This window comes from Cellulosimicrobium sp. EB106-03-01-XG111, from assembly GCF_058792115.1.
Window position 1 is genome coordinate 1 of sequence record NZ_JBYTEQ010000021.1, and the last position, 17,027, is coordinate 17,027.

The window sequence follows — 17,027 nt, forward strand, 5'->3', positions numbered from 1 at the left end:
CCCCCCCCCCCCCCCCCCCCCCCGGGCCCGCCGCCCGCGCCGCGGCCGCTGGGGCCAGCGAGCCGAGATCGCGGTGCTCGCCGGGCCGGCGCTCGTCGTCTTCCTCACGTTCGTCATCGTGCCCGTGCTGATGGCGGCGTACTACGGGTTCTTCAAGTGGAAGGGCTTCGGCCCGCCGACGGACTTCGTGGGGTTCGAGAACTACCTCACGATCTTCCGGGACCCCGAGTTCCTCGCGGCGCTGCGGCACAACGGGTTCATCGTGCTCATGTCGCTCGTGCTCCAGGGCCCGGTCGCGGTGGTCGTCGCGCTCATGCTCAACCGGCGCATGCGCGGCCGCTCGGTGGTCCGCGTGCTGGTGTTCGTGCCGTACGTGGTGTCCGAGGTGATCGTCGGCACGGGGTTCAGCCTCATGCTCTCGACGACCGGCGCCGTGAACGACCTGCTGGAGAAGATCGGCCTCGGGTTCCTCTCGGTCGACTGGCTCGCCGACCCCGACGTCGCGATCTGGACCCTGCTGCTCATCATCACGTGGAAGTACATCGGCTTCGCCGTGATCCTCTTCCTCGCGGGCCTCCAGGGCATCCCCGACGAGCTGGGCGAGGCCGCCGCGATCGACGGCGCGTCGTACTGGAAGGCGCAGCGCTACGTCACGCTCCCGCTGCTGGGCCCGACGGTCCGCATCTGGGCGTTCCTGTCGATCATCGGCTCGCTCCAGCTGTTCGACCTCGTCTACATCATCTGGGGCCAGTACGTGGCCTCGACGGCGGGCACGTCGACCATGGCGACCTACATGGTCGCGAACGGCCGCAACGCGGGGAACTACGGGTTCGGCAGCGCGGTCGCGGTCGTCCTGTTCCTCATCTCCCTCGCCGTGGCGCTCGTGTACCAGCGGTACGTCCTGCGCCGTGACACCGAGGGCGCGATCACGGAAGGGAAGAAGTGATGGCCACCGTCACCGCCGCACCCGCGCCCGAGCGTGCCGCCGGCGTCAAGACCCCGAAGGAGCCGCGCGGCTCCGGCATCGGCCGGGGCGGCCCGCTGACCTACGTGGTCGCGTGGCTGCTCGTGGGTGTGTGCCTCGCGCCGATCGCGTACATCGTCGTCGGCGGGTTCCGCACCAACGCGCAGATCACGGCCGACCCGTCGGGCCTGCCCGACCCGTGGCAGGTCGTCAACTACGTCGAGGTCCTGTCGAGCTCGCTGTTCTGGCAGCAGCTCGGGAACTCGCTCGTCGCGGCGCTCCTCACGACGCTCGGCGTCGTGGTGCTCGGCCTCATGGCGAGCTACGTCATCGCGCGCTACTCGTTCGTGGGGCGCGGGGCGCTCTACGCGCTGTTCGCGGCGGGCCTGATGTTCCCCATGACGGTCGCGATCACGCCGCTCTACATCATGATCCGCTCGCTCGGGCTGATGAACTCCGTGGGCGGCCTCGTGCTCCCGCAGATCGCGTTCGCCCTCCCGACGACCGTCATCATCCTCGTGCCGTTCCTGCGCGCCATCCCGCGCGAGATCGAGGAGGCCGCGTCGATCGACGGCGCGAGCCGCCTCGGCTTCTTCTTCCGGATGGTCGTACCGCTGTCCCTGCCGGGCGTCATCACCGTCGGGATCCTCGCGTTCGTCGCGAGCTGGAACAGCTACATGCTCCCGCTCTTCATCCTCAACGACGAGACGTCGTACACGCTCCCGCTGGGCGTGCAGGCGTTCGCGTCGCAGTACTCCGTGGACACCGCCCGCGTGCTCGCCTTCACGTCCCTGTCGATGATCCCCGCGCTCGTCTTCTTCTCGCTGTTCGAGCGGCGCATCGTCGGCGGCCTCACCGGCGCCGTGAAGGGCTGACCCGCGCCCGTCCGCACCCTGCCCCGTCCCGCGCCGTGCGCGGGACGGGGCCACCACCGAAGGAGAACGGTCCCGTGACCGACGTCGTCCCTGCCGTCCCGACGGCACCCCTCGGCAGCCCGACCCCGGGCGCCGACCCCGCGCCGACCCCGCGCCCCGCACCCCCGCAGATGCCCACCGTCTCCGAGCGCGTGCGCGCCCTCCACGCGCGCATGACGCTCGACGAGAAGCTCGCGCAGCTCGTCGGCTACTGGCTCGACCAGAACGGCACCGTCGCCCCGATGCAGTCGGAGATGACGGCCGGCCAGGCCGACGGCGGCCGGCTCGCGGAGATCACGCGGCACGGGATCGGGCACTACACGCGCGTGTACGGCACGCGCCCCGTCGACCCGGCGGAGCGCGCGGCGTGGCTGTGGGCGGAGCAGCGGCGGCTGCGGACCGAGACACGGCTGGGGATCCCGGCGATCGTGCACGAGGAGTGCCTCACGGGCCTCGCCGCGTGGCAGGCCGCGACGTACCCGACGCCGCTCGCGTGGGGCGCGTCGTTCGACCCGGACCTCGTCGAGGAGATGGCGCGCGAGGTCGGGGAGTCGATGCGCACGCTCGGCGTCCACCAGGGCCTCGCGCCCGTGCTCGACGTCGTGCGCGACCCGCGCTGGGGGCGCGTCGACGAGTGCGTCGGCGAGGACCCGTACCTCGTCGGCACGGTCGGCACGGCGTACGTGCGCGGTCTCCAGGACGCGGGCGTGCACGCGACGCTGAAGCACTTCGTCGGGTACTCGGGCTCCCGCGCGGGACGCAACCACGCACCCGTGAGCGCGGGCCCGCGCGAGCTCGCCGACGTCTACCTCCCGCCGTTCGAGATGGCGGTGCGCGACGGCGGCGCCCGGTCCGTCATGGCGTCGTACGTCGACGTCGACGGCGTCCCGCTGCACGCGAGCACCGAGCACCTCACCGAGGTGCTGCGCGAGCGCTGGGGGTTCGACGGCGTCGTCGTCGCCGACTACTTCGGCGTCGCGTTCCTCGAGGTGATGCACCGCGTCGCGGCCGACCGCGGCGAGGCGGCGGCGCAGGCGCTCCGGGCGGGCCTGGACGTCGAGCTGCCGACGGGCGACGCGTACCTCGCGCCGCTCGCGGAGCGCGTGCGGTCGGGGGCGCTCGACGAGGCGTGGGTCGACCGCGCCGTGCTGCGCCTGCTCACCCAGAAGGAGGAGCTCGGCCTGCTCGACCCCGGCGCCTACGCCGACGAGCCGCCGACCGCCGTCGACCTCGACACCCCGCGCCAGCGCGCGACCGCGCGCCGCCTCGCGCAGGAGTCGCTCGTGCTGCTCGCGAACGACGGCGTGCTCCCGCTCGTGCGACCCGGGGCCGACGGCGCGCCGGCCGCCCCGCGGCGCGTCGCCGTCGTCGGGCCGGACGCCGACTCGGCCGAGGCGCTCATGGGCTGCTACTCGTTCGTCAACCACGTGCTCGCGCACCACCCGGGCACCCCGGCGGGCATCGAGCTGCCGACGGTGCTCGAGTCGCTGCGCGACGCGCTCGCCGGGGCGGGCGCCGACGTCACGTACGTGCGCGGGTGCGCGGTCGAGGGCGACGACGTCACGGAGATCCCGGCCGCGGTCGACGCCGCGCGGGACGCGGACGTCGCGGTCGTCGTCGTGGGGGACGAGGCCGGGCTGTTCGGGCGCGGCACCGTCGGCGAGGGCAACGACGTCGAGTCGCTCGAGCTGCCGGGCGTGCAGCGGCGGCTCGTCGAGGAGGTCGTCGCGACCGGCACGCCGGTCGTGCTCGTGCTGCTCACCGGCCGCCCCTACGCGATCGGCTGGGCCCTCGACGCGGCGTCGTCGCGCGGCGGCGTGCCGGCCGCCGTCGTGCAGGGCTTCTTCCCCGGCGAGGAGGGCGGGCGCGCCGTGGCGGACGTGCTCGTCGGCGCGGTGAACCCGTCGGGCCGCCTGCCCGTGTCGCTGCCCCGCGCGGGCGGCGCGCAGCCGTACTCCTACCTCCACCCGGTGCTCGGCGGGCCGTCCGACGTGACGTCCACCGACCCGACGCCGGTGCGGCCGTTCGGGTTCGGGCTGTCGTACACGCAGTTCGCGTACGCGGACCTCGAGGTCGACGCGGCCGTGGCGGCGGGCGGGACGTTCCGCGCCGCGGTCACCGTGACCAACACGGGCGCGGTGGCAGGGACGGACGTCGTGCAGCTCTACGCGCGCGACGTCGTCGGCTCGGTGCCGCGGCCCGTCGCGCAGCTCCTCGGCTACGCGCGCGTCGACCTCGCGGCGGGCGAGTCGCGCCGCGTGACGTTCCGCGTCCCGACGACGCGCCTCGCGTTCTCCGACCGCCGCCTCGTGCGCGTGGTCGAGCCGGGCGACGTCGAGGTCTGGGTCGGCGCGCACGCGGCGGCCGTCGACTCCGCCCCCGGAGCGGGCGACCTCGGGTCGACGACCGGCGGCGCGATCGTCAACGAGTCCGCGCCGGCCGCGCGGCACGTGGTGCCGGGCGCCGCGACCGCGCGCGCGACGCTCGCCGTCACGGGCCCCGTGCACGAGGTCACCGCCGCGGACGAGCGGCTCGTCGCCGTCGAGGTGTCCGCACGCGTCGAGGCGGGGGAGCGCGCATGACGCTCGTCCAGAACCCGGTGCTGCCCGGGTGCAACCCCGACCCGTCGGTCTGCCGCGTCGGCGACGACTTCTACCTCGTCACCTCGACGTTCGAGTACCTGCCCGGCCTGCCGGTGCTGCGCAGCCGCGACCTCGCGACGTGGGAGCACGTCGGGGACGTCGTCGACCGGTCGGGGCAGCTCGACTACGACGGCATCCGGTCGTCGGGCGGCCTGTTCGCCCCGACGCTGCGGCACCACGACGGCACGTTCTGGCTCGTGTGCACGCTCGTGGACCCGGACGACGACACCCGCGGCGGCAACTTCGTCATGACCGCGACCGACCCGGCCGGGCCGTGGTCCGACCCGGTGTGGCTGCGCGACGAGGACGGCGAGCGGGTCGCGGGGATCGACCCGTCGATCTTCTTCGACGACGACGGCCGCGTCTGGCTGCACGGCACGCGCCTCGCGCCCGAGCCGGAGTGGTTCCACCAGACCGAGGTGTGGGTGCGCGAGCTCGACCCCGCGACGTGCACGCTCGTGGGCCCCGAGCACGTGGTGTGGACGGGGGCCGTGCGTGGTGCCGTGTGGGCCGAGGGCCCGCACCTGTACAAGGTCGACGGCACGTACTACCTGCTCGCGGCCGAGGGCGGGACGGACTTCCACCACGCGGTGTCCGTCGCGCGCGCGTCGTCGGTCACGGGGCCGTACGAGGGCAACAAGGCCAACCCCGTGCTCACGCACCGCCACCTCGGGCGGGGGGTGGACGTCGTCGGCGTGGGCCACGCGGACCTCGTCGAGGCGCCCGACGGCTCGTGGTGGGCCGTGCTGCTCGCGATGCGCGTCTACGGCGGCTACCACTACCCGCTCGGCCGCGAGACGTTCCTCGTCCCGGTCGTGTGGGAGGACGGCTGGCCCGTCCTCGCGCCCGGAGAGGGCCGCGTGCCCGACGCCGTCGAGGTCCCGTTCGCGAGCCCCGCGCCCCGGACGGAGGTCCAGGGCGGGGCGAGCGGCGTCGTCCGCCCCGACGACCCGCGCTGGACGGCGGTGCGCGCCCTGCCGCGCGACGTCGCGACCCCGGCGGGCGAGGGCTGGGACCTCCCGGTGCGCCCGACGACGCTCGCCGAGCCGGGCGCGCCCGCGTTCCTCGGCGTGCGCCAGCAGCACCGCGACGTCGACGTGACGGTCACCCTGCAGGCCCCGGCCGTGGCGGGGGAGCGCGCGGGCGTCGTCGTGCGGCAGTCCGAGGACGACCACGTGCGGCTCCTCGTCGACGGCGGCCCGGGGGACGAGCGGCGCGTCGTCACCGTGCACCGGCGCGGCGGCACGGACGCGGTGGTCGGGGAGACGACGGTGACCGCCGCCCCCGGGGAGCCGGTCGTCGTCGGGCTGCGCGTGCGCGGGCAGGACTACGGGCTCGTCGCCGGGACGGCGGGCGGGCCGGTCGTGGACGTCGCGACGGTCGACGGGCGCACGCTCGACAGCGCCGCCGCGGGCGGGTTCCTCGGGCTCTGGTTCGGCGTGCACGCGACGAGCGAGGGCCGCCCGAGCGCGTCCGTCGTGCGCGTCGAGCGGTTCGTGCACGAGCCGGCGGGCTGACGCGCCGCCCGGGCGTGCGGGAGCGTGCGGCCGGGCTACGGTCGGGGCATGTCGAGCGAACGGACACGCACCGAGGTGGACCTGCTGGGACCGAAGGAGGTCCCGGCGGACGCCTACTACGGCGTCCACACGGTCCGCGCCATGGAGAACTTCCGCATCTCGGGGACGACGGTGAGCGACGTCCCCGAGATGGTGCGCGGCATGGTGATGGTCAAGAAGGCGTCGGCGCTCGCGAACCGTGAGCTGCGCACCATCCAGCGCGACGTCGCCGACGCGATCGTCGCCGCGTGCGACGCGATCCTGCGCGACGGGCGGTGCCTCGACCAGTTCCCGGTCGACGTGTTCCAGGGCGGCGCCGGGACGAGCGTCAACATGAACACCAACGAGGTCGTCGCCAACCTCGCGCTCGAGCTCACCGGGTTCGACAAGGGCCGCTACGACGTCATCAACCCGAACGACCACGTCAACCGCTCGCAGTCGACGAACGACGCCTATCCCACGGGGTTCCGGCTCGCGGTCCACGAGCTCGTCGTGCGGCTCCAGCACGAGGTGCGGCGGCTCGAGCGCGCGTTCGACGAGAAGGCGTCGGAGTTCGCCGACGTCCTGAAGATGGGCCGCACCCAGCTTCAGGACGCGGTCCCCATGAGCCTCGGCCAGGAGTTCGCCGGGTTCGCCGTGAACGTCGGGGAGGAGATCCGCCGGCTCGAGGTCGCGGGCGAGCTGCTGCTCGAGGTCAACCTCGGCGCGACCGCGATCGGCACCGGGCTCAACACCCCGCCCGGCTACCCGAAGGTCGCGACGCGCCGGCTCGCCGAGGTGAGCGGCCTGCACACCGTCCCGGCCGAGAACCTCGTCGAGGCGACCTACGACAACGGCGCCTACCTCGCCGTCCACTCCGCGCTCAAGCGGCTCGCGGCCAAGCTGTCGAAGATCTGCAACGACCTGCGCCTGCTGTCGTCGGGGCCGCGCGCGGGCCTCGGCGAGATCAACCTGCCCGAGCTCCAGGCCGGGTCGTCGATCATGCCCGCCAAGGTGAACCCGGTCATCCCCGAGGTCGTCAACCAGGTCTGCTTCAAGGTCATGGGCAACGACGTGACGATCACGCACGCCGCCGAGGCCGGGCAGCTCCAGCTCAACGTCATGGAGCCCGGGCTCGCGCAGTCGATGTTCGAGTCGCTGCACCTGCTGACCAACGCGTGCGTCGCGCTGCGCACCAAGTGCGTCACGGGCATCACGGCGAACGTCGAGGTCTGCCGCCGGCACGTGCTCGACTCCATCGGCATCGTCACCTACCTCAACGAGATCATCGGCCACCGCAACGGCGACCTCGTGGGCGCGGAGGCCGCCCGGACCGGGGCCTCGGTGCGCGACGTCGTGGTCGCGCGCGGCCTGCTCACGCCGGAGCAGGTCGACGCCGTGCTGACCACGGAGAACTTCCTGCGCCCCCGCTACAGCGGCCGCTACTACGAGCCCGACGAGCGCGGCCTGCCGCCCGCGGGCGAGGAGGGCGAGTCGTCACGCGTCGTCGAGTCCGACGACGCCACCGGCGCGCCCCCGGAGCCCGAGCCCGGGTCCTGAGGCCGAGGTCGGCCCGCCCGTCGCCCCGTCGAACCCCCGACGGTCGATCTCGGCCGCGCGGGCCGACCTCGCGGCTAGGACCGGACGCGCACGGCTCGGAGGACGACGCCGACCGCGAGCACCACGACCCCCGCGACCACGCTCGGGACGGGGAGCGTGACGACCAGCGCGACGCACCCGACCGCGCCGAGCACCGGGAGCGCGCGCGGGTAGAGGCGGTGCGGCGCGGTCTGGCGCAGCGCCGAGAGGTTCGCGACGAGGTAGTAGACGAGCACCCCGAACGACGAGAACCCGATCGCGCCGCGCAGGTCCGTCGTGAGCACGAGCAGCACGACCACCGCCCCGACCGCGAGCTCAGCACGGTGCGGCACCCGGTGCACGGGGTGCACCGCGGCGAACCACCCCGGCAGGTCGCCGGTACGGGCCATCGCGAGCCCCGTGCGGCTCACCCCGGCCAGGAGGGCGAGGAGCGCGCCGGCGCTCGCGGCGACCGCGCCGACGCTCACGACCGGTCCCGCCCACGACCACGACCCGGCGGCGACGGCGTCGGCGAGCGGCGCGGCGGACGCGGCGAGCCGGGCGGGCCCGAGCACGGCGAGGAGCGTGACCGCCACGACGGCGTAGAGCACGACGACCGTCCCGAGCGACGCGAGGACCGCGCGCGGGATGGTGCGGCGCGGGTCGCGCACCTCCTCGCCGAGCGTCGCGACGCGCGCGTACCCGGCGAACGCGAAGAACAGCAGCCCGGCGGCCTGGAGGACGCCGTACCAGCCGCCGTGCGCGCCGTCGGGGTCGAGGACGGCGGACCACCGCGGCGTCGTCCCCGCGAGGCTCGCGACGACCGCGGCCGCGATCGCGAGCAGCGCGACCGCGACGATCCCGCGCGCGAGGCGGGCCGTGCGCGTCACGCCGCGGTACCCGACCGCGGTGAGCACGACGACCGCCGCGACGGCCACGGGACGCTCCCACCCGGGCGGCGCGGCGTACGCGGCGAGGACGAGCGCCATGGCCGCGCAGCTCGCCGTCTTCCCGACGACGAAGCCCCACCCCGCGACGTAGCCCCACCAGGGGCCGAGGTGCTCGCGCCCGTACACGTACGTGCCGCCGGACGTCGGGTGCTGCGCGGCGAGCTGGGCCGACGACGTCGCGTTCGCGTATGCCACGCCGGCGGCCAGGGTGAGCCCGACGAGCAGGCCCGTCCCCGCCGCGGCCGCCGCCGGGGCGAACGCCGAGAACACGCCCGCGCCGACCATGGACGCGAGCCCGACGACGACGGCGTCCGTCGTGCCGAGACGGCGGGCGAGCGACGGCTGGCCGGGAGCGGTGGTCACCTGCACAGCGTGCCAGGACCAGGTGTCCACGAGGTGTCCGACGGCGGCCCTCGGCACCGGCCCGGGGCGTGGCCCGGAGCGTCCCCGGGAGCCGGTACAGTTCCCGCCGGTGCCCCGTCCCGGTCGTCGTCGACCGGTCCCGACGAGCGGGGGGCGACGGGCTGTGCGCTTCGGCGAGGACGGCGGTGCAGGGGTGGTCTCAGGAGGGTCCGGCGACGGGCGGCGTGCGGGGCGGACGGCGTCGTGCGCCGTGCTCGTCGGCGTGCTCGCGGGCGCGGTCGTGGTGGGGGTGCCGGCGGTCGCGAGCGCGGACCCGGCCGACGGGCTGTCCGAGACGTCGCACACGCGCTACGAGGTGGACGGCACCGGCCCGGTCCGGGTCCGGGTGACGACGACGCTGCGCAACGAGCAGCCCGACAGCGGCCAGTACTACTACTACTGGGACGCGTACGGCATCCCCGTGCCGGCGGGCGCGACGGACGTCACCGCGACGAGCGGCGGCGCCACGCTCCCCGTGACGCTCGAGCCGACCGAGGACCCGGCCACGAGCGCCGCGCGGGTCTCGTTCTCACCGCTCAACTACGGCCGCGAGCGGACCGTGGAGTGGGCCTACACGATCCCGGGGGAGCCGATCCGCTCGGAGGGGTACACGCGCGTCGGGCCGGGGTACGCGACGTTCGCCGTCGGCGCGCCCGGGGACCCGGGCCAGGTCACCGTCGAGATCGTCACCCCGACCTCCATGGACTTCGACAGCACGTGGGACGGGTTCACCCCGATCCTCGAGGGCACGACGCGGACGCACCGCGCGACGGAGAGCACCGACGACCTCGGCACGTGGTCGTTCGTCTCCCTCCGGGACCCGGCGCAGGTGGACACGACGACGGTCGACGCGGCGGGGACGGAGCTCGTGCTCGAGAGCTTCCCGGGCGACGCCGAGTGGAGCGCCTTCGTCGCGGAGCAGGTCGCCGCCGGGCTGCCCACGCTCGAGCGTGTGGTCGGGATGCCCTGGCCGGGGAACCTCGAGCGCATCCGCGAGGACGTGTCGCCCGAGGTGCTGGGGTACGCGTGGTTCGACCGCGGCTCCGGCGAGATCGTCATCCCCGAGGACCTCGACGCCGGGCTGCTCTTCCACGAGCTCTCGCACGCGTGGCTCGCCGGGGACCGGTTCGTGGACCGGTGGGTGTCCGAGGGTCTGGCCGAGGTCGTGGGGGAGCGCGTCGCCGCGCAGACCGGCGGCCCGACCGAGACGTTCCCGGCTCCCGCGCGCGACGCGGCGGACGCGCTCCCGCTCGTCGCCTGGGCGGACGTCGACGTGCAGGACGGCGCCGACGCCACCGAGGAGTACGCGTACGCCGCGGCGTGGACGGCCGTGTCCGCGCTCGTCGGCGGGCTCGACGACGAGGCGCTCGGGACGCTCGTCGCCGCCGCGTACGCGGGGGAGAGCGCGTACGACGCCCCCGGCGAGCCCGGGCGCCCCGGCCTCACCGACGGTCGTCGCTTCCTCGACCTCGTCGAGGTGCGCGGCGAGGTCCCCGACGCCCAGGCGGCGTACCGCACCTGGGTCGCCGACGCCGAGGAGACCGCCCTGCTCGACGCGCGGGGCCCGGCCCGCGAGGCCTACGTCGCCCTCGACGCGGCCGACGGCGCGTGGCTCCCGCCCGCGGGGCTGCGCACCGCGATGACGGACTGGGCGTTCGCGGACGCCGACGCGGCGCGGGAGGCGATCGGGCCCGACGCCGCCGCGACCGCCGGCCAGGTCCAGCAGGCCGCCGACGACGCGGGCCTGCCCGACCCGGCCGCCGTCCGCGCGCAGTACGAGGGCGCCCGCAGCGCCGAGGAGTACGCGGCCCTCGCGACCGTGCTGCCGCGCACCGTCGAGGTCGTCGGGACGGTCGGCGACGCCGTCGCCGCGAGCACCGGCGGCGGCCCGTTCGCCGACCTCGGCCGCCTCCTGCTGGACGTCGGCGGCTCGACCGCGGACGCGCGCGCGGCGCTCGACGCCGGGCGCCTCGACGACGCCGCCGCCGCGGCCGACGACGCGTCGTCGCGCGCCGCCGTCGCGCCGTGGGTGGGGATCGGCGCGGTGCTGCTCGTCGTCGCGGCGCTCGCCGGCGCGGTCGTGCTCGTGGTGCGCGGCCGTCGTGCGGCGGCGGACGCCGCGCCTGCCGCGCCGGACGCGGACCCGGCCCTCGGGCAGGACCCGGCGGTGGAGCAGGACCCGGCCGTCGAGCAGGATGCGGCCGGGCCGGACAGCCCGACCGTGCCCGACCCGGGGGCGGGCTCGACGGACGACCCGGGAGTCGGCTCGACGGACGACGAGACGGGCGACCCGGCGGACGAGGGGAAGCCCGCCGTCCCCGCCGCGGCGCCGTAGCCCGCGGTCCGGGTGGTGAGCCCGGCGGGGCGACGTACGGTCGAGGGAGTGCGCCCGGTCGACCAGGCGGCCGGGACGGAGACCAGGAGGGCCCGCTCATGACCGCGTCGCAGCCGCAGGACCGCCGGGGCACCGGCGACGAGCAGGACCGGCGGGACGAGCAGGAACCGGCCCGGGGCGAGCCGGACATCGGCACCGCGGGCGCGTTCCCCGCGCTCGCCAACGACTCGCTGCCGAAGGACCCCGCCGTCCCCACCGACGTCGACCCGGGCGACGAGCGGAGCTGGAGCGGCGACGACGTCGACGACCCGGGCACGGAGCCGGGCGCCGGCGCGCCGGGCACCGGCCGCTGAGGCCTGCCGAGCGGTCCCGCGGCGCCGGGGCGCGGCGTCGTCGGGGACACTAGGAGCAGCACTGTCTGTCGATGCAAGGAGTCCTAGGTGCCCCAGGGAACAGTCCGATGGTTCGACGCCGACCGAGGGTTCGGCTTCATCGACCTCGGGAACGAGGCCGAGGACCTGTTCGTGCACGCGTCCGAGATCGTCGGTGACGACGGCCCGAAGCAGCTCCGCGAGGGGCAGGTCGTCGAGTTCGAGATGGGCACCGGCGACCGCGGCCCGCAGGCGCGGCGCGTCCGCGTGACGGGCGACCGCGCCGCCGACGCGTCCCTGGGCGTGCTCGGCACCGTCGTCTGGTACGAGCCGGCCAAGGGCTACGGCTTCGTCACGCCCGACGGGCGCAGCGACGAGATCTTCCTGCACAGCTCGGCGATCGTCGGGGGCGGCGTCGTCACGGAGGGGCAGCGCGTGGCGTTCCTCGTCGTCGAGGGCGAGAAGGGCCCGCAGGCGGACCACCTGCTGCCGCTCGGCGCGCAGGCCGCGCAGCCCGCGGCGGACGGCGCCGACGGCACCGTGTCCTGGTACGACGACGTCAAGGGCTTCGGCTTCGTCGCTCCCGACGGCGGCGGCGACGACGTGTTCGTGCACGTCAGCGCCCTGGGCCGCGGGCTCACCGAGCTCGCCGAGGGCGCGCGCGTGACGTACGACGTCGTCGAGGGCGACAAGGGGCCGAACGCCCGGAACGTGCAGCTGGTGGGCGGCTCCGGGCGCCCGGGGCCGGACCGCGGCCGACCGGGCTCGGACCGCGGCCGTCCGGGCTCGGACCGCGGTCGTCCGGCGTCCGGCGGACGCGTGCGCGGCGGCGAGGGCACGGTCGCGCGGTACGACGCCGACCGCGGCTTCGGCTTCATCACGCCCGACGCCGGCGGCGAGGACCTGTTCGTGCACGTGTCCGTCGTGCGCGGCGGGGAGGAGCTCGAGGAGGGCGACCGGGTCCGGTTCAAGATCCGGCAGAGCGACCGCGGGCCGCAGGCCGACGGTGTCGAGCTGATCTGAGCGAGGAGCGGCGCGGCTCCCGTCGAGCCACCTCGTCCCGGTGTGTCCCGCCCGCCGCGCCACCCTGCCCGCCCCGCCCCGGTGCGCCCCACCGCGGCGGGGCGCGGTCGTCCTCGCCGGGTCCCGGGGGATTGCCCTGGAAGTCGGTGGTCCGCGTCCCTAGGGTCGACGGATGGACGCCCAGGAGATCCGCTCGGCCTACCTCGACTTCTTCGCCTCCCGGGGGCACGCCGTGATCGAGCGAGCGCCCCTGGTGCTGCGGGAGGACCCGACGACCCTGTTCACGGGCGCGGGCATGCAGCCGCTGATGCCCTACCTGCTCGGCGTGCGACCGCACGCCGCCGGGCGGCTCCTGGTCGACTCGCAGCCGTGCCTGCGGTCGCAGGACATCGACGAGGTCGGCGACCGACGGCACACGACGTTCTTCGAGATGCTGGGCAACTGGAGCCTGGGGTCGGCCGACGTCGAGCGGCAGGTCCGGTGGTTCGCCGACTTCCTCGCGCTCGTCGGCGTCGACCTCCCGCGCCTCTACGTCACGTGCTTCCGCGGGTCGTCCGAGCACGGGATCCCTCGGGACGAGGCGGCGGCCCAGGCCTGGGTGACGGTGTTCGCCGAGCACGGCATCGAGGCGGCGGTCGTGGACGTCGGGTCCCGCGCGGACGGCGACCGCGACGGCATGCGCGGCGGCCGGGTCTTCCTCTACGACGCCGAGGAGAACTGGTGGAGCCGGGGCGGCGGCCTGGAGGGCACGCCCGTGGGCGACCCGTGCGGGCCGGACTCGGAGGTCTTCTACGACCTGGGCCCGGAGCTCCACGACCCGTCCTCCGGCGAGCCGCACCCGGCGAGCGAGGGGGGACGGTTCGTCGAGATCGGGAACCAGGTGTTCATGCGCTACCGCCGCACGAGCGAGGGCTTCGTCCTCCTCGACGAGCCGAGCATCGACTTCGGGGGCGGGCTCGAGCGCATCGCCGCCGCCGCGACGGCGACCCCCGACGTGTTCGACGTGAGCCTGTTGCGCCCCCTGATCGACCGGCTCGAGGACCTGAGCGGTCGCACGTACGAGGACGACCCGCGCCCGTTCCGCGTGATCGCGGACCACGTGCGCGCCGCGACGTTCCTCGCCGCGGACGGCGTGCGGCCGAGCAACAAGGCCCACGGGTACGTGCTGCGGCGGCTCGTGCGTCGGGCCGTGGTGCGCGCGCTCGGGCTCGGCCTGGAGGACCGGTTCGTCGACGACCTCGTCGCCGTCGTGGCCGAGTCGTACCGCGACGCCTACCCGGGCCTGGTCGAGCAGCGCGAGGAGCTGAGCGGCGTGCTCCGGGACGAGGAGTCGCGCTTCCGGCGCACGGTGCACCGGGGCCTCCGAGAGCTCGAGAGGCTCCGGGGCACGACCGTCACGGGCGACCACCTGTTCGTGCTCGCCGACACCTGGGGCTTCCCCGTCGAGCTGGCGGTCGACGAGGTCCGCCGCCGCGACATGGCTCTCGCCGCCGACTGGCAGGAGGGCTACGCGCAGCAGCGGGTGCGCCAGCAGGCGCGGTCCCGGGCGGCCGCGAGCGGGGAATAGTGCGGGTCGCGTGAAGGTTGAGCCTGATGGACTCAAGTTGAGCCGGGTGAGGTTGCGCGAGCACCGACCACGGATCTACCTTGAGTGAAGCAGACTCAACCCGGTGTGCCGAGGCGCAGCAGCGCCGTCGGGCACCCAGAACGACGGAGGCACACACATGGCACGAGCAGTCGGGATCGACCTCGGCACCACCAACTCGGTGGTCGCCGTCCTCGAGGGCGGAGAGCCCACGGTCATCGCGAACGCCGAGGGGTCGCGCACGACGCCGTCGGTGGTCGCCTTCTCCAAGACCGGCGAGGTCCTCGTCGGCGAGGTCGCCAAGCGCCAGGCGGTCACGAACGTCGACCGCACCATCAGCTCGGTGAAGCGCCACATGGGCACCGACTGGTCGGTGGAGATCGACGACAAGAAGTACACCGCGCAGGAGATCTCCGCGCGCATCCTGGGCAAGCTCAAGCGCGACGCCGAGGAGTACCTGGGCGAGCCCGTCACCGACGCGGTCGTCACCGTCCCGGCGTACTTCAACGACGCCGAGCGCCAGGCGACCAAGGACGCCGGGCAGATCGCGGGCCTCAACGTGACCCGCATCGTCAACGAGCCCACCGCGGCCGCGCTCGCCTACGGCCTGGAGAAGGGCAAGGAGGACGAGCTCATCCTCGTCTTCGACCTGGGCGGCGGCACGTTCGACGTCTCGCTCCTCGAGGTCGGCAAGGACGAGGACGACTTCTCCACGATCCAGGTCCGCGCGACCTCGGGCGACAACCGCCTGGGTGGCGACGACTGGGACAACCGCATCGTCGAGCACCTCATCAAGCAGGTGAAGAACAGCTCGGGCGTCGACCTGTCGAAGGACAAGATCGCGCTCCAGCGTCTGCGCGAGGCCGCCGAGCAGGCGAAGAAGGAGCTCTCGTCCGCGACGAGCACCACCATCTCGATGCAGTACCTCTCGATGAGCGAGAACGGCCCCATCCACCTGGACGAGAAGCTCACGCGCGCCCAGTTCCAGCAGATGACGCAGGACCTCCTCGACCGGACGAAGGCCCCGTTCCACAAGGTCATCTCCGACGCGGGCGTCTCCGTCTCCGACATCGACCACGTCGTGCTCGTGGGTGGCTCCACCCGCATGCCGGCCGTGACCGACGTCGTCAAGGAGCTCACGGGCGGCAAGGAGCCGAACAAGGGCGTCAACCCGGACGAGGTCGTCGCCGTCGGCGCGGCCCTGCAGGCCGGCGTCATCTCCGGTGACCGCAAGGACGTCCTGCTCATCGACGTCACCCCCCTGTCCCTCGGCATCGAGACCAAGGGCGGCGTGATGACCAAGCTCATCGAGCGCAACACGGCCATCCCGACCAAGCGCAGCGAGATCTTCTCGACGGCCGAGGACAACCAGCCGTCGGTGCTCATCCAGGTGTTCCAGGGCGAGCGCGAGTTCGCGCGCGACAACAAGCCGCTCGGCACGTTCGAGCTGACCGGCATCGCGCCGGCCCCGCGCGGCGTGCCGCAGATCGAGGTCACCTTCGACATCGACGCGAACGGCATCGTCCACGTCGGCGCGAAGGACCGCGGCACCGGCAAGGAGCAGAAGATGACCATCACGGGTGGCTCGGCGCTGCCCAAGGAGGACATCGACCGCATGGTCAAGGAGGCCGAGGAGCACGCGGCCGAGGACAAGAAGCGTCGCGAGGACGCGGAGACCCGCAACCAGGCCGAGGCGTTCGTCTACTCGACCGAGAAGCTCGTCTCCGAGAACAAGGAGAAGCTCCCCGCCGACGTCGTCACCGAGGTCGAGGCCGACATCGCGTCGGTGAAGTCCGCGCTCGAGGGCGAGGACGCCGACGCCGTGAAGACCGCGCACGAGAAGCTCGTCTCGTCCTCGCAGAAGATCGGCCAGGCGCTCTACGCCTCGGCCGAGCAGGAGCAGGCCGCCGGCAACCCCGGTGCCGCGCAGGACGACGCCACCGCCGCGGCGGGCGCGACGTCCGCCCCGGACGAGGACGTGGTCGACGCCGAGATCGTGGACGAGGAGGACGAGCGCAAGTGACGGCCGACGGACCGACCGACCCGCAGGGCCCCGAGGAGCAGGCCGGGCGGGAGCCCGGCCAGGGCTCCGACGACAAGCCCTTCCAGTTCACGGACAAGCGCAAGGTCGACCCGGAGAGCGGTCGGCCCCGCCCCGAGGGCGAGGCCGGCGGCTCCGCGGGCGACGACGCGGAGACGGACCCGCTCGCGGGCCTCGACTTCGAGCCGTCCGACGAGGCCGGGGTCGACGCCGCGGTCCTCGCCGCGAAGGCCGAGGCCGCCGAGCACCTCGACGCGCTCCAGCGTGAGCGGGCCAGCTTCACGAACTACCGCAACCGGTCGCTGCGCGACCAGGAGGCCGCGCGCACGAAGGGGATCGAGGACGTGCTCACCGCGCTCCTCCCGGTCCTCGACGACATCGACCGCGCGCGGCAGCACGGCGAGCTGACGGGGCCGTTCGCGGCCATCGCCGACAAGCTCGACGCGTCGCTCGAGAAGTTCGGGATCGAGCGCTACGGCGCGGTGGGGGACGAGTTCGACCCCACCGTCCACGAGGCGCTCATGCACCAGCCCGACCCCGAGGCCACCGCCACCACGGTGAACCTCGTCATCGAGACCGGCTACCGGATCGGGGAGCGGGTCGTGCGCGCCGCGCGCGTCTCGGTCGTCGGCCCGCAGTAGCCACCCCTCCCTCGTGCCCGACGGCGCGGGCGCACCTCCCGCGCGG

12 protein-coding genes are annotated in these 17,027 nt (G+C 74.5%); 11 read left to right on the forward strand and 1 reads right to left on the reverse strand.

Translation table 11 applies throughout. The features are described from left to right. The 5 genes from AC3WT4_RS15860 to aspA all read left to right on the forward strand — a co-directional run. Window positions 1-946: carbohydrate ABC transporter permease (locus AC3WT4_RS15860; protein ID WP_492315892.1), on the forward strand; the 946-nt coding region annotated here is incomplete at its 5' end. Beyond that, entirely contained in the window at window positions 946-1,839 is an 894-nt protein-coding gene (locus AC3WT4_RS15865) for a carbohydrate ABC transporter permease (protein ID WP_108050373.1), read from the forward strand. The genes AC3WT4_RS15860 and AC3WT4_RS15865, both read left to right, overlap by 1 nt. Before the next feature lie 170 nt (window positions 1,840-2,009). Then, window positions 2,010-4,460, forward strand: a complete 2,451-nt coding sequence (locus AC3WT4_RS15870) for a beta-xylosidase/alpha-l-arabinosidase (RefSeq protein ID WP_492315935.1) — start codon at window positions 2,010-2,012, stop codon at window positions 4,458-4,460. Then, window positions 4,457-6,037, forward strand: a complete 1,581-nt coding sequence (locus AC3WT4_RS15875) for a glycoside hydrolase family 43 protein (RefSeq protein WP_492315893.1) — start codon at window positions 4,457-4,459, stop codon at window positions 6,035-6,037. The genes AC3WT4_RS15870 and AC3WT4_RS15875 overlap by 4 nt, the downstream gene beginning before the upstream one ends. A 48-nt stretch (window positions 6,038-6,085) precedes the next feature. After that, entirely contained in the window at window positions 6,086-7,615 is a 1,530-nt protein-coding gene (aspA, locus tag AC3WT4_RS15880; protein WP_492315894.1) for an aspartate ammonia-lyase, read from the forward strand. Window positions 7,616-7,689: 74 nt separating this feature from the next. Here the strand turns inward: aspA and AC3WT4_RS15885 are convergent, their stop codons facing one another. Continuing rightward, window positions 7,690-8,946 carry an APC family permease gene (locus tag AC3WT4_RS15885; RefSeq protein ID WP_492315895.1) on the reverse strand — a complete coding sequence of 419 codons (1,257 nt, stop codon included), beginning with the start codon at window positions 8,944-8,946 and terminating at the stop codon, window positions 7,690-7,692. Between the two features lie 193 nt (window positions 8,947-9,139). On the opposite strand from AC3WT4_RS15885, the gene AC3WT4_RS15890 reads away from it, so the two are divergent. The 6 genes from AC3WT4_RS15890 (at window position 9,140) to grpE (ending at window position 16,981) form a co-directional block, all read left to right on the forward strand. Next, complete coding sequence (locus tag AC3WT4_RS15890) at window positions 9,140-11,320, forward strand: hypothetical protein (protein WP_492315896.1); 2,181 nt, start codon at window positions 9,140-9,142, stop codon at window positions 11,318-11,320. 98 nt (window positions 11,321-11,418) lie between these two features. Further along, window positions 11,419-11,673, forward strand: coding sequence for a hypothetical protein (locus AC3WT4_RS15895; protein ID WP_074803254.1), 255 nt, complete (start codon window positions 11,419-11,421; stop codon window positions 11,671-11,673). Between the two features lie 87 nt (window positions 11,674-11,760). Then, entirely contained in the window at window positions 11,761-12,714 is a 954-nt protein-coding gene (locus tag AC3WT4_RS15900; RefSeq protein WP_492315897.1) for a cold-shock protein, read from the forward strand. Window positions 12,715-12,886: 172 nt separating this feature from the next. Further along, the gene (locus AC3WT4_RS15905) at window positions 12,887-14,281 is read left to right on the forward strand and encodes an alanine--tRNA ligase-related protein (protein WP_492315898.1); all 1,395 of its coding nucleotides are present in this window, start codon (window positions 12,887-12,889) and stop codon (window positions 14,279-14,281) included. Window positions 14,282-14,438: 157 nt separating this feature from the next. Beyond that, complete coding sequence (gene dnaK, locus AC3WT4_RS15910) at window positions 14,439-16,322, forward strand: molecular chaperone DnaK (protein ID WP_492315899.1); 1,884 nt, start codon at window positions 14,439-14,441, stop codon at window positions 16,320-16,322. Further along, window positions 16,319-16,981, forward strand: a complete 663-nt coding sequence (gene grpE / locus AC3WT4_RS15915; RefSeq protein WP_492315900.1) for a nucleotide exchange factor GrpE — start codon at window positions 16,319-16,321, stop codon at window positions 16,979-16,981. The genes dnaK and grpE overlap by 4 nt, the downstream gene beginning before the upstream one ends. The last annotated feature ends 46 nt before the right edge of the window (window positions 16,982-17,027 follow it).